This window comes from Cryobacterium psychrotolerans, assembly GCF_900101115.1.
GTDB lineage: Bacteria > Actinomycetota > Actinomycetes > Actinomycetales > Microbacteriaceae > Cryobacterium > Cryobacterium psychrotolerans.
In genome coordinates this window covers 16251-37484 of the sequence record NZ_FNFU01000008.1, presented here as the reverse complement: position 1 = coordinate 37484, position 21234 = coordinate 16251, and the positions used below count along the sequence as shown (strand labels likewise).

The following is a 21234-nucleotide window of genomic DNA, read 5'->3' as shown; positions in this document are numbered from 1 at the left end:
AAATTCGGGCGCGGAGGAGAGGCATGGAGCAGGGAACCGGTTCAAACCCGTCGCTAGCGGACCAGGCCGCGGAGCTAACCCTCACCCTCAAAGTCACGACCCTGCTCCTGAACGCTGTGTCTATGGAGGAGCCGGTGAAGGCGCTCGTCGGACGGGTCGCCGACCTGTGTCATGGCGCGGCCGTGGTGTATGACGCCGACGGGGCAATTGTCGAAAGCTCAGGCGAGGCCCCCACCCGGCTGATCTGGAACGAGGTGGCGGCCTCGCACGCGACCGATCAGGAGTTTTCCATTGGCCGATGGCACCTGCGCACCCGCACGGTGGCCCTGCACGACGGCGTGCACGTGCTGGCCATCGGCACCCGCAGCGAGGACCTGCTGCCCCGGCTCGGTGACGTGCTGCTCGACACCGCCGAGCGCATGCTGGCAGCGGTGAATGGCATCCAGCACGGGGCGAGCCTGCGCGATCGCCGAGACAACGCGCACGTCCTGGCCACGCTGCAGGATGGGGTCCTGCCCTCGCGCGAGCACCGGCACTGGGGACGACTGGCGCAGTACAAGTTCCCGAGTTATGTTCCGCTGCGCGCGCTGGAGGCGGCGGCGCCCGGGGGCGAATCGGCGACCGAGGCGCACGTGCAACGGCTGATCGATTCGGCCAAGAGCTTCGGAGTGGCACTGCTCGTTTCGATCCGCAGGCTTGATCAAGAGACACCGGCGACCATCAGCGCGGTCATTCCCGCGGCCGGACGTGCCGAGGCGTGGCTCAATCAGGTCGCGCAGACGCTCACCGTGGGCACGTCGGCGCCCTTCGGGGCGTTAGCGGAAACCCCGGCGGCATTCCGCGAGGCCGAAATGGCGTTGGAGATCGCCCGGTCACGGGCACGCTCCTTTGCAGCCGACGCCGGCCCTGCGACGGCGACCGAGATCGTGCGCCTGGACGAAGTCGACCTCGCGACCTGGCTGCTCTCCCAGGTGGATGGACAGCAGTTGCTGGCACGCATGCGCCCGATTCTGCACGAACTGCGCGGTGCCGACACGTTGCACGCAACGCTGGTGACTTATCTGGCGTTGGATCAGAACATCACAGCCACCGCGCAGGCCATGTTCGTGCATGCCAACACGATCAGGTATCGACTCGGGAAGATCGAGGAGCTGTTCGGCGAGCCGGTCACGTCTGCGGCATTCGTGACGAACCTGTACCTGTGCCTCCAGAGTCCTGTGCTGGGGCGTCAACGTGCGCTGGGCCACCAACACGACGTCGCGGCCGGCGGGTAAGCCGGCGCGACTCGGGCAAGCGGGGCAAGTATGCTCGGCTCAACGACAACACAATCGAAGGAACCGCTATGGCCATCAGCGAGACCCAGATCGACAACGGCATCTTTCGGGTGACGAAGTGGGTGATCGAGCCCGGTGGAGCGATCCCCATGCACCGGCACGAATTCGAGTACGTCGTGGTGCCTCTCGTCAACGACACGATGTATGTCACAAACGCCGACGGGTCGGAGATTGCCGCGGAACTGCGCATCGGCCAGAGCTACACTCGCCCGGCGGGCGCGGAGCACACCGTGGCGAACCGAGGCACGGCCACGATCGTGTTCGTCGAAACCGAGAAGCTGTCCTAGCGACCCTCGACGCGCAGTTCGCAATTTAACGAACTCGGCCGTTGCACAGGCTGAATTCCCCAGTGCGGAGACGGTGGGATTTGAACCCACGGTGCCCCGTAAAGGGCACTCCACCTTAGCAGGGTGGTGCACTAAGCCGAACTATGCGACGTCTCCTTGGTGCTTGCGCTGCAAACACACGAGTTCAATCATAACCGCACCGGGGGCCTCCGGAGGAACCAGGCCCGGATGCCGCCGGCGGTCACTACTGGTTGTTGAGCGTGCGGCCGACCGAGCAGGTGAACTCGTCCGCAGTCTGGCCGGTGGCCGAGTCGGGGAGCACCGTCGCCGGGACGCTGGGCTTCGGTGCCGGCGTTGCCGACGTGCCGGGCTTCGGTGTGGCCGACGCGGTGGGCTCGGGCGTCGCCGGGGCATCCGGGTCAGCAGTTGCTCCCCGGCCGGTCGAGCCTCCCAGCTGGATCGGCTGGTCGGCGGCGATGGTCGTGAACATGTCCTCGAAGTCCGGCTGCAGGGGCTTGACGCCGCTGTCGACCTCGCCCGTGGGCACCTGCACGAAGACCACCTTGTCCAGGTCGATGTCCTTGAGCGCCAGCGCGATCGAGATCAGGGTGTCGACGTTGTTGAGGCTCGTCGACAGCTGCATGTTGGCGGTCGCCGCCTTGGCGAGCGAGTACACCTTGGTGGGGTCGGAGAGCGTCTCGGAGCTCTTGATCGTGCGGAGCAACGCGGACATGAAGACCTGCTGGTTGTTGATGCGGGTCAGGTCGCTGCCGTCGCCGATGCCGTGGCGGGTGCGCAGGAACTGGAGGGCGGCCAGGCCCTGCAAGGTGTGCTTGCCGGCCTTGAGGTAGGTGTCGGTGTGCTTGTCCTCGATGTCCTCGGCGACACAGACCTCGACGCCGCCGACCGCGGTCGACATGGCCATGACCCCGCCGAACTGCACCTCGGCCGCATAGGGAATCTTGAGCCCGGTGAGCTCCTCCACCGTGAGCACGGTGCAGGCGAGCCCGCCGTAGGTGAGGGTCGTGTTGATCTTCTGGCTGCTCATCGCGTCGTAGGTGCCGCCCTTGCCGTCGGGGCAGCCGGGGATGGGCACGTACATGTCGCGGGGAAAGCTGATCACGGAGGCGTTGCTGTGGTCCTCCGAAATGTGCAGCAGCATCGTCACGTCGTTGAGGTCGCCGGTTTCGTCCTCGCCGCCGAACACGGCGGCCTGGCCCTTGCGGCTGTCACTGCCGACGAGCAGCAGGTTCACGCCACCCTTGATCGCGCTGAACTTCGGACCGGGCTCGCCCTCGACCTCGTTCTCGAGGTGGACACCGGGCTTGACGCTGGCCACAACGTCGTAGGCCGCGATCGCGGCGACAGACACGCCACTGACCATGAGAACGGCCAGGGCCGCGGCGATGAACTTGAACACGGTCGTAACCGGGTTGGATTTCTTCAGCCGGCCGTGCCGGGCGATGGTGCTCAGCTTCGATCGCGAAGAGCGTGGACGCATCTGGTCGCTCACTCTGATCCCTTCGTTCCTGGCTGGCGGTGACACCTCGCAATGCGGAGGGCGTGGGATTCGAACCCACGAGACATTTCTGCCCACCAGTTTTCAAGACTGGCTCCATCGGCCGCTCGGACAGCCCTCCCGGTTCGCGAACGAACAAGGCCCGATTCTAGCCGATGGCGGACTCTCCAGAATGACAGGATTACCTGAAAACCGGCTGCATGCGGGTCTAGAGCGTGCCGAGCACGAGCGCGAGTCCGTCGTCGAGAACCGAGGCCGTGATCTCGCCGGCCGCCTCGATCACGTCTGCGGGGGCCTGGCCCATGGCCACGCCCCGCCCCGAAACGGATGCCCAGAGCAGCAGGTCGATATCGTTGCGTCCGTCGCCGACGGCCATCACCCGGCTGCGCGGAATCCCGAATTCCTCGCGCACCCGTTCCATCGCCGTGGCCTTGTTCACGCCGTCGGGCGCGATGTCCAGCCAGGCCGTCCAGCCAATCGCGTAGCTGACCCGGTTGAGGCCCATCTTCTCGACCACCTGGAGGAACTCCTCCATGTCGTGATCGGGCGAGATGACAACCACCCGGGTGGCGGCGTGCAGGAGTAGCTGGTCGAAGTCGACGTGTTCGCTGTCCAGGCCGATCGTGGCATCCGGGAAGGGTTCGGTGTAGCGGTAATAACCGTGCTCGTCCTCGACCGCATAGCGCGCGCCGGTCAGGTGCGAGCGGATCGAGGTGAGAACGTCGGTCGGGTCGAAGGTCTCGACCCATTCCCGGCGGTAACCGGTCGGCGCGTCCGGGTCGCGGTGCAGGGTGATCGCCCCGTTCGAGCAGACGACGAAGCGGGGTGCGATGTCGAGGCGCTCGAGCACGGGCAGGGTGGCGGAGGCGGACCGACCCGTGGCCAGCATCACCTCGTGGCCGGCCGAGGTGAGCCGCTGGATCTGCTCGAGCACGGCGTCGCTGATCGTGCCGTCCTCGTGCATGGTCGTGCCGTCGATGTCGAGGGCGACGAGCCAGCGCCCGTCGGTCACGGTCGGCTCACCGGTTCGAGCAGCTCGAGGCCGCCGAGGAAGGGCCGGAGCGCTTCGGGCACCCGCACGGATCCGTCGGCCTGCTGGTGGGTCTCGAGCAGCGCGACGATCCACCTGGTCGTGGCCAGGGTGCCGTTGAGGGTCGCGACCGGCGCGGTCTTGCCGGATTCCGTGCGGTAGCGGATGTCGAGGCGGCGGGCCTGGTAGGTGGTGCAGTTGCTCGTGCTGGTCAGTTCTCGGTAGGCGCCCTGGGTGGGCACCCACGCCTCGATGTCGAACTTGCGGGCGGCGCTCGAGCCGAGGTCCCCGGCTGCGACGTCGATGACCCGGTAGCTCAGTCCGAGGGCCTGAAGCATGTCCTCCTGCAGCGCGACGAGGCGATCGTGCTCGCCCTCGGCGTTCTCCGGGAGCACGTAGGTGAACATCTCCAGCTTGTTGAACTGGTGCACCCGGATGATGCCGCGGGTGTCCTTGCCGCCGGAGCCGGCCTCACGGCGGTAGCAGGTCGACCAGCCGGCGTAGCGGAGCGGCTCGGCCGAGAGGTCGAGGATTTCGTCCTTGTGGTAGCCGGCGAGCGCGACCTCGCTGGTGCCGGTGAGGTAGAGGTCGTCGCCGGGCAGGTAGTAGACCTCGTCGTTGTGCTCGCCGAGGAATCCGGTGCCGTCCATGATCTCCGGCCGCACCAGCGTCGGCGTGATCAGGGGGACGAAACCGGCCGCGAGCGCGTGGTCGAGCGCCATGTTCATCAGGGCGATTTCGAGGCGAGCGCCGATCCCGCGCAGGAAGTAGAAGCGCGATCCGGACACCTTCGCGCCGCGGGCCATATCGATGGCGCCGAGCAGCTCGCCCAGCTCCAGGTGGTCGCGCGGTTCGAAGTCGAAGGTGGGGGTCTCGCCGTGGGTGCGGAGGGTGGTGAAGTTCTCCTCGCCGCCCGACGGCACGCCGTCGATGACCGGGTTGGCAATGCTGCGCACGATCGTGGTGAAGCGCGCCTCGGCATCCGCCGCGGCGGCACCGGCCGCCTTCACCTCGGCGGCCAGGCTCTGCGCTTCCGCGACGAGCGCCTTCTTCTCTTCGGGCGGGGCGGAGGCGACGCGCTTGCCGAACTGGTTCTGCGTGGCCCGCAGCGCCTCGAAGGAGGTGATCGCCGCCCGGCGGGCGGCGTCCGCGGACAGCGCAGAATCGACCGCCGCGACGGAGTCGCCGCGCGCCTCCTGCGAACGCTTGATGAGCTCAGGATTCTCGCGTAACAGCACCGGATCAATCACAGCATCGAGTCTACAAGCGCGAACCGGGGCGGCTTGCTAGCCTTGCCCCGTGACAGCCTCCGGTCCGCCCCGCATCGACCGGTATGCCGCCGTCGTCTACAACCCGATCAAGGTCGACCTGGCCAGGCTTCGGAGGAGCGTGCACGCTGCGCAGTCCGCCGCGGGCTGGGCCCCGACACTTTGGTTCGAAACGAGCGCCGAGGATTTCGGAAACGAGGCCGCCCGTCGAGCCGTGCGCCGCGGGGCATCCCTCGTGATCGCAGCCGGGGGCGACGGCACCGTGCGGGCCGTGGCCGAAGCCCTGCGCGGCTCCGAGGTGAGCCTGGCCATCGTGCCGCTCGGCACCGGCAACCTGCTCGCGCGAAACCTGCAGCTGCCCCTGGGCAGCATCGACGAGTCGGCCGCGATCGCGTTCGGGGGGATCGACAAACCGGTGGACGTCGGCGTCGCCGAGATGACCACCTTTGACGGGCGGACCATCGAGCACGCCTTCGTCGTGCTGGCCGGGGTGGGCCTGGACGCGGAGATGATCGCGAAGACCCGGCCGTCGCTGAAGAAGCAGGTCGGCTGGCTCGCGTACGTCGACGCGGGGGCACGGGTCATCCCCCGGGCCGAACCCTTCCGCATCGGCTACAGCCTCGACGGCCGTCCCGAGCGGCATGCGCACATCAGCACGATCCTCGTCGCGAACTGCGGCACCCTGACCGGGAACATGCTGTTCCTGCCCGACGCCCGGCTCGACGACGGCATCCTCGACACGGCGATCATGCAGGTCAAGGGCGTGCGCGGCTGGTTCAGGATCTGGCTGCGCGTGATGTGGGAAAACGGCGTGCTGCGCCGCTCGGCGGCGGGCCGCGAGGTGATCCGCCTGCGCGAGAAGGGGAACCAGCGCATGATGAAAACGCTCTCCGGCACCGACATCCGGATCAGGCTGGACAGCCCGCAGCCGCTCGAACTCGACGGCGACGGATTCGGGATGGTGCGGTCGGTGTTCCTCCGGTCGGACCCGCAGGCGCTGGCCGTGCGGGTGCCCGCCTGGTCCCCTCCCGTCTGACTTTCCTCCCCGCGAAACCGCAGTTGTGCGCGCTAAAACGCCCGAATAACGCGCACAACTGCGGTTTCGCGGAAGGAAAAGGGGGGTTCTTTAGGGGGAGGGGAAGGGGGTTTAGGGGAGGAGGGTGCTGAGCCAGGCGCGGGCCTCGATGAAGATCTCGTCGTCGTAGCGGGACGTGAACTCGATCGGCCGCTTGTCGGCGCGCGGGTACGAGCCGAGGAAGATCACGTTGGGGCTCGAGCGGCGCAGGCCCAGCAGGGCGTCGGCGACGCGCTCGTCGAGGATGTGGCCGTCGGCGTCGATCACGAAGCGGTAGCGCCCCAGGGCGTCGCCGATCGGCCGCGACTGGATCAGGCTGAGGTTGACCCCGCGGGTGGCGAACTGTTCGAGCATTTCGAGCAGGGCGCCCGACCTGTCCTCGGGCAATTCGACGATCACGCTCGTCTTGTCGGCGCCCGTCCTGGCCGGGAGCTCGGTCGTGCGGCTCACCAGCACGAATCGGGTGACCGCGTTGGGATTGTCGCCGATGTCCGTGGCCAGCACGTCGAGGTCGTGGTGCTTCTCGATGCCGGGCGGGGCGATGGCGGCATCCGCCTGGCTGTTGTCGAACAGGGATGCCGCGGCGGCGACGTTGCTCGACGCCGGGATGTGGCCGTGGCGCGGCAGAGTGGACTCGAGCCAGGTGCGGCACTGGGCGTAGGCGACCGGATGCGCGTTGATGACCCGCACGTCCGCGAGCGCGGTGCCGGGGCGGGCGACGAGCACGAAGTTCACCGGGACCAGGTATTCGCCGATGATCCGCAGGTTAGGGGCGCCGGCGAGGGCGTCCTGGGTGGCCGAGACACCGCCGTCGACCGAGTTCTCGATCGCGATCATCGCGGCGACGCTGCGCCCGGTGAGGACATCCGCGAGGGCCTCGCCCACGTTGTTGACGGCACGCCACGGCTTTCCCTGCGCCTCGGGCACCTGGGCCAGCGCGGCTTCCGTGAAGGTGCCGACCGGCCCCAGGAAGCTGTAGGTGACATTAGGGGACTCGGCCATGGCTCACAGCCTAGTTGCAGTGCCAAGATGGGGGCATGAATGAACGTGCGGGAACCCCGGCCCAGGACTCAGACCTCATCGACGCGGAGGCGCTCGTCAACGCGTATTACGCGCTGAAACCGGATGTCTCCATCCCGGCGCAGAGGGTCGTCTTCGGCACATCGGGCCATCGCGGCAGTTCGCTCAGCCTCGCGTTCAACGAGGACCACATCATCGCCACGACGCAGGCGATCGTCGAGTACCGAGCCGCCCAGGGCATCACCGGGCCGCTGTTCATCGGCACCGACCCGCACACGCTCAGCGCCCCCGCGTACACGACCGCCCTCGAGGTGCTCGTCGCCAACGGCGTTCGCGCCCTGGTCGACGAATTCGACGACTATGTGCCGACGCCGGCCCTCTCGCACGCCATCCTCGCCTACAACCGGGCCGGGAACGGCGACGAGGCCGACGGGATCGTCGTGACCCCCAGCCACAACCCGCCCTCCGACGGCGGCTTCAAGTACAACCCGCCGCACGGCGGCCCGGCCGGCAGCGACGCCACCTCCTGGATCGCGAACCGCGCGAACGAGCTCATCGCGGGCGGCCTGAAAGACGTCAGGATGAGCGAGCCGAGCGCGGTGGAGACCTACGACTTCCGCGGCAACTATGTCAATGACCTCGAGAACATCATCGACATGAAGGCCATCAAGGACAGCGGCATCCGGATCGGCGCCGACCCGCTCGGCGGCGCGAGCGTGGGCTACTGGGGCGCCATCCGCGACCGGTACGAGCTCAACCTGACCGTCGTGAACCCGAAGGTCGACCCGACCTGGCGGTTCATGACCCTGGATTGGGACGGCAAGATCCGGATGGACCCGTCGAGCCCCTCGGCGATGGCCTCCGTGCTGGCGCACAAGGATGATTACGACATCCTCACCGGCAACGACGCCGACGCCGACCGGCACGGGATCATCACCCCGGATGACGGGCTGATGAACCCCAACCACTTCCTGGCCGTCGCCATCGACTACCTGTACAGCCACCGCGACGGCTGGCGGGCGGACGCCCGGGTCGGCAAGACCCTCGTCTCGTCCACCATGATCGACCGCGTCGCCGGCTTCCTCGGCCGCGAACTCTGGGAGGTTCCGGTCGGCTTCAAGTGGTTCGTCCCCGGCCTGATCGACGGGTCGGTCGCGTTCGGCGGCGAGGAGAGCGCGGGAGCCAGCTTCGTGCGCTTCGACGGCACGGTCTGGACCACCGACAAGGACGGCATCCTGCTCGCCCTGCTCGCCTCGGAGATTCTCGCGGTAACCGGGAAGACGCCGAGCCAGCGCTATGCCGAACTCGCCGAGCACTTCGGTGCGCCCGCCTACGCGCGGGTGGATGCCGCGGCGACGCCGGCGCAGAAGGCCCAGCTCGGCAAGCTCGACGGCGACGCCATCACGGCCACCGAGCTGGCCGGCGAGAAGATCATCGCCAAGCTCAGCCACGCGCCCGGCAACGGCGCGGCCATCGGCGGGGTCAAGGTCGTCACCGAGAACGCCTGGTTCGCGGCCCGGCCGAGCGGCACGGAAGACGTCTACAAGATCTACGCGGAGTCGTTCCTCGGCCCGGAGCACCTGAAGCAGGTGCAGGTCGAGGCGAAGGCGATCGTCGACGCGGCGATCGCCTGATCTCGTCGAGACCCGGGCTAGGGGATGCTCCAGTAGTACGCCCGGCCGCCCGGGTGCTTCGTCGTGATCGCGTAGTCGACCGAGAGGTAGTCGCTGTCGTCGGTGTGCCCGGCGTAGTAGATCTGCACGCCCGCCGCGGTCTTCTCCACGCGGGTGACGATTCCGGTGTGGTCGCGGTCACCCGACTTGTCCCAGTCGAATTGCACGACGTCGCCGAGTTTCACCTGGTCACGCTGGGCGTCGGTCAGGGCCGTGGCCCGGCCGGAGTCGGCGAGGTAGCGCATCAGCGCGGTCGAACTCACCCAGGGCTTGGAGAAGGAAAAGCTGGAGCCGGTGCCCGCGGTGCGCCACTCGGCATCCATTTTCCAGCCGCGCGCGATCAGCGACTGGTTGGTGAAGTTGACGCAGTCGTTTCCGGTGACGACCCCATAGTCGGCGACGTTGTAGTTCTTCCAGTGCGCCAGCGCGTAGGCCAGCTGCTTCTGAACGGCGAGGTCGACCGGGACCGGCGCGTTCGGGGCGTCGGGCATGGCTCGGGGGGTCGCGGTATCCGTCGGCACCGATGTGGCCGCCCGGCCGGCGGAGGGTGAATCCTGTGCAACCACAACCGAGGTCAGCGCTGCCGCTCCCGCGATGAGGCCGCCGACGGCGAGCGCCACGAGGCCGATCCGGATGGGCCGGGAGAGCGCCACGATATCCTCGATTCGTTGGGGGTGAGTTCACCTGGTCGGCTGCGGATGCGGGTCCGCCTTTAGGTGATACTCCAGTATGAGACCGTTCCTCCGGCGTTCGCGAGCGACTCGTCGACAGACTTGAAGTCGTTGTCCATCGTGTGGCTGGCGTAGTAGATCCGCGCGCTGCCGCCCGTCTTCTCGACGCGGGTGACGATCCCGGTGTGGTCGCGGTCGCCCGAGCTGTACCAGTCGAACTGCACGACGTCCCCGACCTTGACCTGCGCGCGCCGGTCGTCGCCGAGCGCGGTGGCGCGGTTCGGATGTGCGGCCAGGTAGGCGGCAAAGGCCGTGGAACTGGCCCAGGCCGCGCTGTACTGGCTGGTTCCGGCGTTGAACGACCACTCGGCATCCATGGTCCAGCCGCGTGCGATCAGCGACTGGCTGGTGAAGTTGACGCAGTCGTTACCGGGGAGCCGGCCGTACTCGGCGGAGTTGTAGTCCTTCCAGTGGGCCAGCACATAGGCGGTTTGCGCGGCGACCTTCGGGTCGGGGATGTAGCGGAAGCTCAGCGGCGCGGTGGCCAGGGACGGGGTCGCGGCCGAGTGGACGGGTACGGCGACGCCGTCGGCGTCGAAGAGCTCCACCGGGACGGCTCCGAGGCGCGTCGAGGCCGGGGTGCTGAGGGTGGCCGTGTCGCTCGTGACCGAGACGACCGTGCCGGGGTTGGCGCCGAAGTTCACGCTGGCCACCTTGTTCAGGTCCGCGCCGGTCACGGTCACGACGGTGCCTCCGGCGACGGAGCCGGCAGAGGTGCCATTGGCCGCGATGATGCTGCTGCGCACGATCGGCTCCGGCTGCCAGGCCGGGGCGCTGCCCGCGGCGGCCGAGGGTCCCGGCTCGGAAACCGCACCGATCGCGCCTCCGCCGGTGGCCAGGCCGACCGACAAGGCGACGGCACTGCTGGCTGCGATGATGCTTCCGGGGAGGAGGATGTGCCGCTTCTCGCGGGGCCTCTCGGCGGAGTGGCGGGGCCGGTTGCGGGTGTCTCGGGGTGAATTCAGGCGCACAAAATCGTCTCTGTTTGGGGGGGAGGGGACCCAAAAGTTAAACATCGCCCCATGGCAAACCCCTGTGCGAAGCATCCGAAACCCATGGGTGCCGGTGCGGCGGACCCGTCGCTAGTCGTAGTCAGGCGCCGCGGGGAGTCCGAAGAATTCCTCCAGTGTGCTCACGCGGGTGCGGTGCATTTCGCCCGCCAGCTGCACCCCGATGTAGCGGAAGTGCCAGGGCTCGAACTCGTACCCGGTGATGGCGACCTTGTCGGCCGGGTAGCGCAGCAGGAACCCGTAGCGCCACGCATTCGCCGCGAGCCACCGTCCGTGCGGGGTGTCGGCGAAGCAGGCACTCAGGGCACACCGTGACGGAACCGAACTGATGTCCAGGGCCAGGCCGGTCTGGTGTTCGCTCGAGCCGGGGCGGGCGATGGCGGCGTCCGCAGACGCCTGTCCGTTCGCTCGCACCGCCCGGTCGTACACCCGGGTCTGCGCCTCGAAGCCGCGGTAGGCGCTCTGCGACTGCAGGCTGAGTCCGGTCGCCTCGGTGATGCCCGCGAACATCGCCACGGCTGCGACGGATGCCTCCTGCCGCAGCTTCGGCTCGTACACGTGAGGCACCGGGACATCCGCGAGGTCGGTCGGGGCGAAGTCCGGCGGAGTCAGCGGACGTTTCTTGTTCACGACGACCCACAGGCTGGCCGGGTCGTCGGTCGACCGGGCGCCCCGGTCGAACGTCGGCACCGCGGTCGGCGCGGCGGAGGGCGCCGGCCGCGCCGGCTCGGCCGCCGCGGGGCTGGGCGCCGGGGAGTTGCGGGACGCGGGGGCGGACGCGGAGAGCACGCCGGCGATCAGGGCGCCGGCAGCCAGGACGACCGCCACCGGCACGAGCACGGCGGCGCGGCGGACGCGCCACCGCCCTCCCGGGCTGGAACCGGGCAGACGTTGGTCAGGCACGAGGTCGAGCCTACCCTCGGCCGCGCGGCGGCAACCGGCGCCGCCCGCGTCGGCGAAGGCGGAACGGCCCGCTCCGGTGAGCTGCACCGCCGAGGGGAATGAACGGTGGCCGCACCGGGTTGTCGGTGAGATGCGTATTGTCATTGCTGGTGCACACGGAAAGATCGCCCGACACCTGACCCGGGCGCTGGTTCGGGACGGGCACGAGGTGACCGGGCTGATCCGGAGCGAGGCGCAGGGCGCCGACCTCATGGTCGACGGCGCGGCTCCGGTGGTGCTCGACCTCGAGAGCGCCTCGGTCGCTGATCTGGCCCGGGTCCTGTCCGGCGCGGATGTTGCGGTGTTCGCCGCCGGGGCGGGAGCCGGCAGCGGAGACGCCCGGAAAGAGTCGGTCGACCTCGGCGCATCCGTGCTGCTGGCCGACGCGGCGGAGGCCGCGGGCGTGCCGCGTTTCATCCAGATCTCCTCGACCGGGGTCGAATCGGTGCGGGACAGTGCGGTGCCCGACTCGGTGCCCGCCGATTTCGTTGCGTACCTCCGGGCCAAGCTGGCCGCCGAGGAGGATCTCGCCGCGCGCCCGCTGGCCTGGACCATCGTTCGCCCCGGCGGGCTCATCGACGACCCGGGCACCGGGGCCGTGCGGCTCGACCTCACCGGCCCGGGACACCTCGAGCCCGGCCGGTCCGAGCCGCGAGGGACCGTGCCTCGCGCCGACGTCGCAGCCGTGCTCGCCGAGCTGGTGCGAACCGGCGCCGGCACGCGGCAGGTGCTGCACCTGCTCTCGGGCACGGTTCCCGTCGCCGACGCCGTGGCGGCGCTGGGCTAGCACCGACGACGTCGAATGTCGGACGGTGCCGATAGAACGGTCGCAATGATTCCCAACAAAGGAGGAAGCGACATGAACGTTCTCGTGGCGACATCCCTGTCCCAGGGCACTCGAGACGACGACTACCACTGGTGCGTCGAAGGCGAATTAGTGACGATCCAGGAACCGTGCGCGTGCGACAGCGTCCACCCGGAGTCCGGTTGCGGCTGCTCCCGTGGATTCGCCGGCCTGAGCTCCCAGCGCGCGACGACAACTGCGCGGATCGCTGAGATTCCCGGCTTCACGGTCGGCGACTACGTCGCTGCACTCGCATCCGGGCTCTCCGCACAGGGTTGGGATCCCGCAGACGCCGAGGGGCTCGCGCGGGATCAACTGGCCCTCATCGCGGGATGGCCCACGGATGCGATCCTCGAGCGGTCCTACGACAGGATCAGCATTCGGCGGCGTCCATCGGCACCGGGCTTCGACGGGCCCGGCCACCGGTGATCGGGCCGGGGTCTCGACAAGCTCGACCACCGATGGTCGAGGCCAGTCGGGATCAGTCCAGCTGCGGCACGACCTCGCGGGCGATGAAGTCCAGGTGGTCGAGGTCGGACAGATCCATGATCTGCAAGTAGACGCACTCCACGCCGTCGGCGGCGAGGGCGCCCAGCCGGTCCACGATCTCGGATGCGGTGCCGGCCACGCCGTGCTGGCGCAGCTCGGCCGGCTCGCGGCCGACCGCGGCGGCCCGGCGGGCGAACTCTGCCTCGTCCCGCCCCGCAACGGCGATCAGGGCGGCCGAGTAGACGAGCTCGTGCGGGTCGCGGCCGATGGCCGTGCAGGCCGCGCGGACGCCGGCGAACTTGCCCGGAATGTCCGCGAACTCGGGGAACGGCAGGTTGAACTCGGTGCCGAAGCGGGCGGCCAGGGCCGGGGTGCGTTGAGGCCCGCCGCCGCCGACGATGACCGGAACGCGCGCCTGCACGGGCTTCGGCAGCGCCGGGGAGTCGACGAGCCTGTAGTGCTCGCCGGCGAAGCTGTAGCTCTGTCCGACCGGGGTCGCCCACAGTCCGGTGACGATCTCGAGTTGTTCCTCGAGCATGCCGAAGCGCTTCCGCGGGAACGGGATGCCGTAGGCGAGGTGTTCCCTCTCGAACCAGCCGGTGCCGAGGCCGAGTTCGACCCGGCCGCCCGACATCTGGTCGACCTGGGCCGCCTGGATCGCGAGGATCCCCGGCGGACGGAAGGTCACCGACGAGACGAGGGTGCCGAGGCGGATGCGCCGCGTCTCGCGGGCGAGCCCGGCCAGGGTGGTCCAGGCATCCGTCGGGCCCGGCAGACCGGAGGCGTCGCCCATCGCGAGGTAGTGGTCGGAGCGGAAGAACGCGTCGAAGCCGAGCGACTCCGTGGCCTGGGCGACGGCGAGGATGTCGTCGTAGGTGCCGCCCTGCTGCGGTTCGGTGAAGATGCGAAGTCTCATGGGTTCAGTGTTTCAGGTCTCGACAGGCTCGACCTCCGGGGCGGGCGGGCCGAGGAACTCGACGTCGGGCAGGGGCGCGAACCGCGTGCGCATCACCGCGATCGATTCCGGGTTCTGGTCGACGAGCACGAAGCGGCGTCCGAGGGCGGCGGCGACCGCGCCGGTGGTGCCGCTGCCGGCGAAGAAGTCGAGCACCCAGTCGCCTTCGCGACTGGAGGCCTGGATCATCCGGCGCAGGATGCCGATCGGCTTCTGGGTGGGGTACCCGGTCTTCTCCTTGCCCGTGGGCGACACGATCGTGTGCCACCAGACATCCGTCGGCAGCTTGCCGCGCGCGACCTTCTCGGGCGTGACCAGCCCGGGCGCCATGTACGGCTCGCGGTCGACGGTGCTCGAGTCGAAGTAGTACCGGGCCGGGTTCTTCACGTAGACGAGGATCGTGTCGTGCTTGGTCGGCCAGCGGTTCTTCGACTTCGCCCCATAGTCGTAGGCCCAGATCAGTTCGTTGAGGAAGCAGTCCCGGCCGAAGAGCGCGTCGAGCAGCACCTTGGCGTAGTGCGCCTCCCGGTAGTCGAGGTGCAGGTACAGGGTGCCGTCGTCGGCGAGCAGGCGCCAGGCTTCGATCAGGCGCGGTTCAAGAAAGGCCCAGTAATCCTCGAACTGGTCGTCGTAGCCGAGCAGGTCGCCCTTGATCCGCTCGTACAACTGACCCTTGAAACCGGTGATGGTGCCGGCCGCGCGCGCGCCCTTTCCCGGGCTTGCCGGCGGCGTCGGCAGGCGCACCGACGTCGTTGTGCGGCGATTCTGCACGCGGCCCGTGTTGAACGGGGGGTCGAGGTAGATCAGAGTGAAGGACGCGTCCGGCAGTGCGGGGAGCACCTCGAGGTTGTCGGCGTGGATGACGCGGCTGGGAGACGTCTGTGACCACGCAATAGGCATTCCCTCATTCTGCCAGTCGACATAGCCCGCGGGAGCTAGCTGGGATCCGGCCCCGGTCGCCGGTCGATTCGCGGCTCGTCGTCTCGCAGCTGGTGGTCGTCTCGCAGCTGGATGGTGATGCGGCCGTCGTAGACCTTGTCTGCGGCCGGATCCCCGGCGAGGGGCGCGGGCGCCGGGAGCACGCTCTGGCGGTCCAGCTCGATGGCGGCCTCATGCCGAGCGGGCGCGAAGACCTCGTCGCCGATGCTCACGATGCTTCCGCCGCCGCCAGGGCGATGGTTCTTGTTCGAAAGGTCGATCCAGCCGAGCCGGTTGGCCAGGTATCCGAGCAGCACAAAGCCGGCCAGGCCGATCGGAAACCACCACTCCATTCCGCCAGTCTACCGAGGGGCGCGCAGTCCGCCGGGCGGCATCCGGTCAGGGAACGCGGGTGATCCATTCGTCCGTGCCGAACTTGGTGACGACAAGCTCGGCCGCCTTCGCGTACTCCTCGTCGGTGATGTCGCCGGAACGCGCACCATAGAGCTCGATGAAGGTGTCCTTCATCCGTTCGATGATTTCGTCGCGGCCCAGGCCGGTCTGGCTGCGCAGCGGGTCGACCCGCTTGGCCGCGCTGGTGATGCCCTTGTCGCTCAGCTTCTCGCGGCCGATGCGCAGCACCTGGACCATCTTGTCGCCGTCCATGTCGTAGCTCATGGTGACGTGGTGCAGCACGGCGCCGCTGCCGAGCCGCTTCTGCGCGGCTCCGCCGATCTTGCCCTTCGGGCTCGTGATGTCGTTGAGCGGCTGGTAGTACGCGTCGATGCCGAGTGACTTGAGCGCGGTGAGCACCCAGTCGTCGAGGAAGGCGTACGAGTCGGCGAAGGTCATCCCCTGGACCAGTTCGACCGGCGCGTAGATCGAATACGTGATGACCGATCCGGCCTCCATGAACATGGCGCCGCCGCCGGTGATCCGGCGCACGACGGTGAAGCCGTGCAGGGCGGCGTTGGCGGGGTCCACCTCGTTCTTCAGTGACTGGAAACTGCCGATCACCACGGCCGGCTCGTTCCACTCCCAGATGCGGAGCGTGGGCTTGCGGCGTCCTTCGCCGACCTCGATCGCGAGCACCTCGTCCAGCGCCATCTGCATCATCGGCGCAACCGGCTTGGAGTGGATGAGCTGCCAGTCGTAGTCGCGCCAGCCGCTGGCCTGGGCCAGGGACCGGCGGATCGCGACCGCCACGGACTCCGGCGAGAAGCCGAGCAGGGTCGCGTGCGCGGGCAGCGCCCCCCGCACCGCGGCGGCGATGGTCGCGGCGTCGCTGCCGACCGGCAGGCCGTTCACCGCGGCGTTGATGTCCTCGAGGGCGTCGTCCGGGTCGAGGAAGAAGTCTCCGGCCAGCCGGAAGTTGACGATCTTGTCGTCGACCACGTCGAGATCGACAACCACGAGCTTGCCACCTGGAACCTTGTATTCACCGTGCATGGGGCAAGCCTAATCGCCCGGGCCCCCGACATCCGTGTGCGCGCGGAAGCGCTCATCGAGCCAGGCGACGAGGTCGGCGACGACGTCCGCCCGGTTGGTTTCGTTGAAGACCTCGTGGCGGGCGCCGGGGTACACGACCAGCCTCACGTCGCGCAGGCCGGATCGCCGCGTATATGCCTTGACGAGCATGCGTGCGCTGCGCTCTCCGCCGACGGTGTCGTCGCCGCCCACCTGGATCAGCAGCGGGAGGGCGGGCGGCAGCCCCTGGGCCGGTCGACCGAAGATCCGGGCCGCCTCGCGCAGCCCGAAAAGCCGGGCCAGGGGGGTCGTCGTGGTGAGCGGATCCGCGATGAACGCGTCGGCCACCGCGGGGTCGCGGCTCAGCCACTCGACGCCCGTCGTGCCGAGGTGCTTGTGTTTGCGGTTGAGGTCACCGCTGTCGAGGTAGCCGGGCCAGCGATACGCGGTGCCGCTGAGCACGATGGCGTCGTAGTCGGCCGGGTACTGGTTCATGATCATCTGCACCATGAACGACCCCCAGCTGTGCCCGAGCAGCACGAGGGGCAGCCCCGGCTGCTGGGAGCGGATGATCCCGCTCAGCTGGTGCACGCCGGCGACGGCCGCGCGCATCCCGCCCGGCCCGAGCCGGCCGATCTTCGACAGGTCGCCTCCGTGCTGATCGAGTCCGGTCTGGCCGTGGCCGCGGTGGTCGTCCGCGTAGACCGTGTAGCCGGCGGCGTTGAGCGCCCGCGCGAGTTCCGCGTAGCGGCCGGCGTGCTCCCCCACCCCGTGAGCGAGCTGAACCACGGCCCGCGCGTTCGGGACCGGCCAGGCGTAGTAGGTGATCTCGACGCCGTAATCATCCGTGAAGGTGGGCACGGTGTCATTCTGGCAGCAGACGGCAGCGCAGAGGAATACTTAGCAACGCTAATTGGTTATGCTCAATGCTTATGGAATCCGCGACCCCTGCCCCCGCCTCGACACCGGCCCGGCGCAGCAGCGTTGCAGAACTCAGCCACGACTTCCGGATCGCCAACGGCCGGCTGGCCCGGCGCCTCCGCCAGGAGAAGGCGGAGAACGAGCTCAGCGGTGGCCAGTTCTCTGCCCTCGGCACCCTCTTCGTCGACGGACCGCTGACCCTCGGCGAGTTGAGCGAACTCGAACACGTCACACCGCCCTCGATGAACCGCACCGTCAACTGCCTCGTTGAGGCGGGCCTCGTGCAGCGGGCCGGAGCCGAAGACGACGGCCGCAAGGTCGTGCTCAGCGCATCCGAGCAGGGCCAGGCGCTGATGCGCGAGACCCGGATGCGCCGGGACGCCTGGCTGGCCACGCGCGTCAGTGCCCTCACCCCCGAGCGTCGCCGCGTGCTCGCCGAGGCGACGCTCATCATGAGGGGACTGGCCGACAGTTGAGTGCGATGTTCCGCTCCCTGGGCGGCGTGAATTACCGGATCTGGTTCGCCGGCGCCCTCGTGTCGAACATCGGCACCTGGATGCAGCGCACCGCGCAGGACTGGATCGTGCTCACCGAGCTGACCGATCACAATGCCACCGCGGTCGGCATCGTCATGGCGCTCCAGTTCGGGCCGCAGCTGCTCCTGATGCCCTGGTCGGGCCTGATCGCCGACCGCTTCAACCGGCGCCGGCTGCTCATCCTCACCCAGACCCTGATGGCGATTCTCGCCCTCGGGCTCGGCATCATCACGGTGACCGGGGTGGTGGAGCTCTGGCACGTCTACCTCTTCGCCCTCGCCCTCGGGGTCGTCGCGGCGATCGACGCGCCGGCCCGGCAGACGTTCGTCTCCGAGCTCGTCGCCGATGACAACCTGTCGAACGCCGTCGCGTTGAACTCGGCGTCATTCAACGGGGCCCGGCTGATCGGACCGGCCGCCGCGGGCATCCTCACCGTCGCCGTCGGTGCGGGCTGGGTCTTCCTGATCAACGCGGCCACCTTCGCCGTGACCGTGCTCGCGATGCTGCTGCTGCGCCGGGAGAAACTCCGGGCGCAGCCGAAGGCATCCCGGGAGCGAGGCCAGCTGGTGGCCGGGTTCCGCTATGTCTGGCGCCGGCCGGACATCGTGGTCGTGCTGATCACCGTGTTCCTGGTCGGCACGTTCGGCTTCAACTTCGCGATCTTCACGGCGACGATGGCGACCGTCGAGTTCGGGATGGGCGCCGGGGAATTCGGCCTGCTCAGCTCGATCATGGCCATCGGGTCGGTGGCCGGGGCCCTGCTCTCGGCGCACCGCAGCCGGCCGCGGCTCCGGCTCGTGGTCGTCGGCGCCGCGACATTCGGTATCGCCTGCGGGGTTGCGGCCCTGATGCCCACCTACGCCGCCTTCGCGATCGCCCTGGCGCTCGTAGGGTTCTCCGCCATCACCCTGATGACGACCGCGAACGCCTACGTGCAGACGACGACCACCCCTGCCATGCGCGGCCGCGTCATGGCCCTGTACATGGCGATCTTCGCCGGCGGCACCCCGCTCGGCGCTCCGCTGGTGGGCTGGGTCACCGACCAGTACGGCCCACGCTGGGGGCTCGGGGTCGCCGCCCTGTCCGGGATCCTGGCCGCCGCCGCCGTGCTGTTCTGGATGATCAAGTACCGCCGGCTGCGCGTGCGCTTCCGCCCGCGCGGCACGCCGCGGCTGCTCGTGCGGCACGACGGGTCCGGCCGCGACCGCGAAACCGCGACCCGGGAGATCGCCATCGTCGAGGCAACCACCCCCCGCTGAGCCGCCCTTAACCCCCTAATCCCCTAATCTCCCGCGAGCCCCCCGCAAACATCCCGCGAAACCGCAGTTGTGCGCGCTAAAGCGCGTTCATAACGCGCACAAATGCAGTTTCGCGGGGCTAACGGGCGCCTCTAGGCTCGGAAGATGACTTCTCCGCGATTGCGTGTCAGTGTGCCGGAAACGAAACTGCGGGAGGCCCTCGGCGACCTGCCCGACGGGGTCGAGCTTCTCGACTGGGAGCTGACCGGTCCGGCGCCGGTGCCCGTCATCGACATCGTGGTGACGCCGTATATGGGCAAACCGGCCGGCCTCGCGCACCTCGCCGGCGTGACGACGCGCCTGGTGCAGAGCCAGTCGATCGGCTACGACCAGGTCAAGGCGGCGCTGCCGGCCGGGCACGTGTTTGCCAACGCGGCCACCGTGCACGAGACGTCGACCGCCGAACTCACCCTGGCGCTGATCCTGGCCTCACAGCGCGGCATCCCGGACTTCGTGCGGGCGGCAACCGAGGGCCGTTGGGCCCCTGCCCAGCACGCGAGCCTCGCCGACCGCACCGTGCTGCTGGTGGGCTTCGGCGGCGTGGGCCAGGCGATCGAGGCCCGGCTGCTCCCGTTCGAGACCACTGTCGTGCGCGTGGCCCGCACCGCCCGCTCCGACGACCGCGGCGTGATCCACGGGTTCGAGTCACTGCCCGGACTGCTCCCCCAGGCCGACATCGTCGTCGTCGGCGTGCCGCTCACCGCGTCGACGACGCACCTGGTCGACGACGCCTTCCTCGGCCGGATGCGCGACGGCAGCCTGCTCGTGAACATCGCCCGCGGCCCGGTGGCGGACACCGACGCGCTGCTCGCCCACGCCGGCAGCGGGCGCCTGCGGCTCGCCCTCGACGTGACCGATCCGGAGCCGCTGCCCCAGGGGCATCCGCTCTTCGCCCTGCCCAATGTGCTGATCTCCCCGCACGTCGGTGGAGCCTCGACGGCCATGCTGCCGCGGATGGCCCGCCTGCTGCGCGGCCAGATCAACCGGATGCTGCGCGGCGAGGCCCCCGCCAACGTGGTGCTGCGCACGGACTGATTTTCAGATTGAGTTGCGGAGAAAGTGCCTTCAATCCCCCAACGAAGGTACCTTCTCCGCAACTGAGCCAGACGGTGCGAGCGCGGAGTGAGTCATGTACTGTGGTCAGACCACACCAGTGAGCATCACCCCAGGTCGAGGAGGACCATCGTGCCCGACGACGACCGCCGCGCCTGGGAGACCGTGCTCGCCCACATCGAGACTGACCTGCTCGAAGGCCGCCTCCGCCCGGGCGACCGCCTGCCCGGCGAGCGCGCCCTGGCCGTGGAGCTGGGCGTGGGCCGGTCCAGCGTGCGCGAGGCGATCCGCGTGCTCGAGGTTCTCGGGCTGATCCGCACGGCGACCGGCTCCGGCCCCTCCGCCGGCGCGATCATCGTCGCCCTCCCCGGCGGCGGCATGTCGGCCCTGATGCGGTTGCAGATGGCCGCCCGGGGATTCCCGGTCGCCGACGTCGTGAAGACCCGTCTCGTGCTCGAGGCCTCGGTCGTGACCGAGCTGGCCGGGGCGCCGAATCGGCCCGACCTCGCCGGGTCGGAGGCGCTGCTTCGCGCGATGGAGTCCCGGGAGTTGACCGAGGCCGAGTTCCTGGCCCTCGACGCACAGTTCCACGTGTCGCTGGCCGAGGCGTCCGGCAACCAGGTCGTCACGGCGATGATGGCCGGCCTGCGGAGCGCCATCGAAGGCTACGCGCGCGCCGGCGTTCCCGGCCTCGTCTCCTGGCCCGCAACATCCGCCCGCCTCATGCTCGAGCACCGCGCCATCCTCGCGGCCGTCGCCTCCACCGACGCGGAGGCCGCACGCCTGGCCGTGCAATCCCACATCTCCGGCTACTACGCCGAAACCCACCTCACCTAACCCAGGCCCAACAGGAAGAAGGCACTC

22 protein-coding genes and 2 tRNA genes are annotated in these 21234 nt (G+C 69.0%); 10 read left to right on the top strand and 14 right to left on the bottom strand.

The genetic code is table 11. The annotated features are described in order from the left end of the window. Positions 1 to 23 precede the first annotated feature (23 nt). Positions 24 to 1274 (top strand): PucR family transcriptional regulator, encoded by a 1251-nt coding sequence (locus BLQ39_RS08565; protein ID WP_092323281.1) that lies wholly within the window; start codon positions 24 to 26, stop codon positions 1272 to 1274. Positions 1275 to 1342: 68 nt separating this feature from the next. Continuing rightward, positions 1343 to 1621, top strand: coding sequence for a cupin domain-containing protein (locus tag BLQ39_RS08560; RefSeq protein ID WP_092323279.1), 279 nt, complete (start codon positions 1343 to 1345; stop codon positions 1619 to 1621). A gap of 65 nt (positions 1622 to 1686) precedes the next feature. Here BLQ39_RS08560 and BLQ39_RS08555 read toward each other — a convergent pair. From BLQ39_RS08555 to serS, 5 genes are all read right to left on the bottom strand, one after another. After that, a tRNA-Ser gene (locus BLQ39_RS08555) sits at positions 1687 to 1777 on the bottom strand. Positions 1778 to 1865: 88 nt separating this feature from the next. Continuing rightward, positions 1866 to 3122, bottom strand: coding sequence for an LCP family protein (locus BLQ39_RS08550; RefSeq protein ID WP_256332728.1), 1257 nt, complete (start codon positions 3120 to 3122; stop codon positions 1866 to 1868). Between the two features lie 54 nt (positions 3123 to 3176). Then, positions 3177 to 3261, bottom strand: a tRNA-Ser gene (locus BLQ39_RS08545). 87 nt (positions 3262 to 3348) lie between these two features. Next, complete coding sequence (locus BLQ39_RS08540) at positions 3349 to 4152, bottom strand: HAD family hydrolase (protein WP_198417069.1); 804 nt, start codon at positions 4150 to 4152, stop codon at positions 3349 to 3351. Continuing rightward, entirely contained in the window at positions 4149 to 5420 is a 1272-nt protein-coding gene (serS, locus tag BLQ39_RS08535; RefSeq protein WP_092323276.1) for a serine--tRNA ligase, read from the bottom strand. Before serS ends, BLQ39_RS08540 begins: the two co-directional genes overlap by 4 nt. 49 nt (positions 5421 to 5469) lie before the next feature. Between serS and BLQ39_RS08530 the strand changes: the two genes are divergently transcribed. Beyond that, complete coding sequence (locus BLQ39_RS08530) at positions 5470 to 6474, top strand: diacylglycerol/lipid kinase family protein (RefSeq protein ID WP_092323274.1); 1005 nt, start codon at positions 5470 to 5472, stop codon at positions 6472 to 6474. A gap of 111 nt (positions 6475 to 6585) precedes the next feature. Here the strand turns inward: BLQ39_RS08530 and pheA are convergent, their stop codons facing one another. After that, on the bottom strand, positions 6586 to 7515 hold the full coding sequence (gene pheA, locus BLQ39_RS08525) for a prephenate dehydratase (RefSeq protein WP_092323272.1): 930 nt from the start codon (positions 7513 to 7515) through the stop codon (positions 6586 to 6588). Positions 7516 to 7550: 35 nt separating this feature from the next. Here pheA and pgm point away from each other — a divergent pair, with 35 nt between their 5' ends. Beyond that, positions 7551 to 9167, top strand: a complete 1617-nt coding sequence (gene pgm / locus BLQ39_RS08520; protein WP_092323271.1) for a phosphoglucomutase (alpha-D-glucose-1,6-bisphosphate-dependent) — start codon at positions 7551 to 7553, stop codon at positions 9165 to 9167. A 17-nt stretch (positions 9168 to 9184) separates the two neighbouring features. Here pgm and BLQ39_RS08515 read toward each other — a convergent pair whose 3' ends face one another. The 3 genes from BLQ39_RS08515 to BLQ39_RS08505 all read right to left on the bottom strand — a co-directional run bounded on the left by BLQ39_RS08515 (position 9185) and on the right by BLQ39_RS08505 (position 11850). Next, positions 9185 to 9859 carry an amidase domain-containing protein gene (locus tag BLQ39_RS08515; protein ID WP_092323269.1) on the bottom strand — a complete coding sequence of 225 codons (675 nt, stop codon included), beginning with the start codon at positions 9857 to 9859 and terminating at the stop codon, positions 9185 to 9187. A 59-nt stretch (positions 9860 to 9918) separates the two neighbouring features. Continuing rightward, positions 9919 to 10908, bottom strand: coding sequence for an amidase domain-containing protein (locus tag BLQ39_RS08510; protein WP_167738518.1), 990 nt, complete (start codon positions 10906 to 10908; stop codon positions 9919 to 9921). Positions 10909 to 11019: 111 nt separating this feature from the next. Next, the gene (locus BLQ39_RS08505) at positions 11020 to 11850 is read right to left on the bottom strand and encodes a M15 family metallopeptidase (RefSeq protein WP_241986900.1); all 831 of its coding nucleotides are present in this window, start codon (positions 11848 to 11850) and stop codon (positions 11020 to 11022) included. A gap of 130 nt (positions 11851 to 11980) precedes the next feature. Here BLQ39_RS08505 and BLQ39_RS08500 point away from each other — a divergent pair, with 130 nt between their 5' ends. Together BLQ39_RS08500 and BLQ39_RS08495 are read left to right on the top strand one after the other, a co-directional pair. After that, positions 11981 to 12676 carry an NAD(P)H-binding protein gene (locus tag BLQ39_RS08500; protein WP_092323265.1) on the top strand — a complete coding sequence of 232 codons (696 nt, stop codon included), beginning with the start codon at positions 11981 to 11983 and terminating at the stop codon, positions 12674 to 12676. Between the two features lie 72 nt (positions 12677 to 12748). Further along, the gene (locus BLQ39_RS08495; RefSeq protein WP_092323263.1) at positions 12749 to 13162 is read left to right on the top strand and encodes a DUF7715 family protein; all 414 of its coding nucleotides are present in this window, start codon (positions 12749 to 12751) and stop codon (positions 13160 to 13162) included. Positions 13163 to 13214: 52 nt separating this feature from the next. Here the strand turns inward: BLQ39_RS08495 and BLQ39_RS08490 are convergent, their stop codons facing one another. Genes BLQ39_RS08490 through BLQ39_RS08470 form a run of 5 tightly spaced genes read right to left on the bottom strand, consistent with a single transcriptional unit; the run spans position 13215 to position 17423 of the window. Continuing rightward, complete coding sequence (locus tag BLQ39_RS08490; protein WP_092323262.1) at positions 13215 to 14138, bottom strand: LLM class F420-dependent oxidoreductase; 924 nt, start codon at positions 14136 to 14138, stop codon at positions 13215 to 13217. Between the two features lie 12 nt (positions 14139 to 14150). Continuing rightward, complete coding sequence (locus BLQ39_RS08485; protein ID WP_092323260.1) at positions 14151 to 15077, bottom strand: DNA-methyltransferase; 927 nt, start codon at positions 15075 to 15077, stop codon at positions 14151 to 14153. 35 nt (positions 15078 to 15112) lie between these two features. Continuing rightward, entirely contained in the window at positions 15113 to 15448 is a 336-nt protein-coding gene (locus BLQ39_RS08480) for a hypothetical protein (protein WP_092323259.1), read from the bottom strand. A gap of 46 nt (positions 15449 to 15494) precedes the next feature. Then, positions 15495 to 16544 carry a lipoate-protein ligase LplAB gene (lplAB, locus tag BLQ39_RS08475; protein ID WP_092323257.1) on the bottom strand — a complete coding sequence of 350 codons (1050 nt, stop codon included), beginning with the start codon at positions 16542 to 16544 and terminating at the stop codon, positions 15495 to 15497. A gap of 9 nt (positions 16545 to 16553) precedes the next feature. Further along, positions 16554 to 17423, bottom strand: coding sequence for an alpha/beta fold hydrolase (locus tag BLQ39_RS08470; RefSeq protein WP_092323256.1), 870 nt, complete (start codon positions 17421 to 17423; stop codon positions 16554 to 16556). Positions 17424 to 17488: 65 nt separating this feature from the next. On the opposite strand from BLQ39_RS08470, the gene BLQ39_RS08465 reads away from it, so the two are divergent. From BLQ39_RS08465 to BLQ39_RS08450, 4 genes are all read left to right on the top strand, one after another. Further along, positions 17489 to 17959, top strand: coding sequence for a MarR family winged helix-turn-helix transcriptional regulator (locus BLQ39_RS08465; RefSeq protein ID WP_241982766.1), 471 nt, complete (start codon positions 17489 to 17491; stop codon positions 17957 to 17959). 5 nt (positions 17960 to 17964) lie between these two features. Continuing rightward, entirely contained in the window at positions 17965 to 19278 is a 1314-nt protein-coding gene (locus BLQ39_RS08460; protein WP_198417068.1) for an MFS transporter, read from the top strand. Between the two features lie 144 nt (positions 19279 to 19422). Next, positions 19423 to 20352, top strand: a complete 930-nt coding sequence (locus tag BLQ39_RS08455; protein ID WP_092323252.1) for a 2-hydroxyacid dehydrogenase — start codon at positions 19423 to 19425, stop codon at positions 20350 to 20352. Between the two features lie 150 nt (positions 20353 to 20502). Then, positions 20503 to 21207, top strand: a complete 705-nt coding sequence (locus BLQ39_RS08450) for a FadR/GntR family transcriptional regulator (RefSeq protein WP_092323250.1) — start codon at positions 20503 to 20505, stop codon at positions 21205 to 21207. Positions 21208 to 21234 lie beyond the last annotated feature (27 nt).

Coding starts and splice junctions, on each gene's coding strand:
- pgm (WP_092323271.1), top strand. CDS start 7,551: ATGAATGAACGTGCGGGAACCCCGGCCCAGGACTCAGACCTCATCGAC.
- BLQ39_RS08480 (WP_092323259.1), bottom strand. CDS start 15,448: ATGGAGTGGTGGTTTCCGATCGGCCTGGCCGGCTTTGTGCTGCTCGGA.
- pheA (WP_092323272.1), bottom strand. CDS start 7,515: ATGGCCGAGTCCCCTAATGTCACCTACAGCTTCCTGGGGCCGGTCGGC.
- BLQ39_RS08460 (WP_198417068.1), top strand. CDS start 17,965: ATGTTCCGCTCCCTGGGCGGCGTGAATTACCGGATCTGGTTCGCCGGC.
- BLQ39_RS08550 (WP_256332728.1), bottom strand. CDS start 3,122: ATGCGTCCACGCTCTTCGCGATCGAAGCTGAGCACCATCGCCCGGCAC.
- BLQ39_RS08500 (WP_092323265.1), top strand. CDS start 11,981: ATGCGTATTGTCATTGCTGGTGCACACGGAAAGATCGCCCGACACCTG.
- BLQ39_RS08490 (WP_092323262.1), bottom strand. CDS start 14,138: ATGAGACTTCGCATCTTCACCGAACCGCAGCAGGGCGGCACCTACGAC.
- BLQ39_RS08565 (WP_092323281.1), top strand. CDS start 24: ATGGAGCAGGGAACCGGTTCAAACCCGTCGCTAGCGGACCAGGCCGCG.
- BLQ39_RS08560 (WP_092323279.1), top strand. CDS start 1,343: ATGGCCATCAGCGAGACCCAGATCGACAACGGCATCTTTCGGGTGACG.
- BLQ39_RS08465 (WP_241982766.1), top strand. CDS start 17,489: ATGCTTATGGAATCCGCGACCCCTGCCCCCGCCTCGACACCGGCCCGG.
- BLQ39_RS08485 (WP_092323260.1), bottom strand. CDS start 15,077: ATGCCTATTGCGTGGTCACAGACGTCTCCCAGCCGCGTCATCCACGCC.
- BLQ39_RS08455 (WP_092323252.1), top strand. CDS start 19,423: ATGACTTCTCCGCGATTGCGTGTCAGTGTGCCGGAAACGAAACTGCGG.
- BLQ39_RS08495 (WP_092323263.1), top strand. CDS start 12,749: ATGAACGTTCTCGTGGCGACATCCCTGTCCCAGGGCACTCGAGACGAC.
- lplAB (WP_092323257.1), bottom strand. CDS start 16,544: ATGCACGGTGAATACAAGGTTCCAGGTGGCAAGCTCGTGGTTGTCGAT.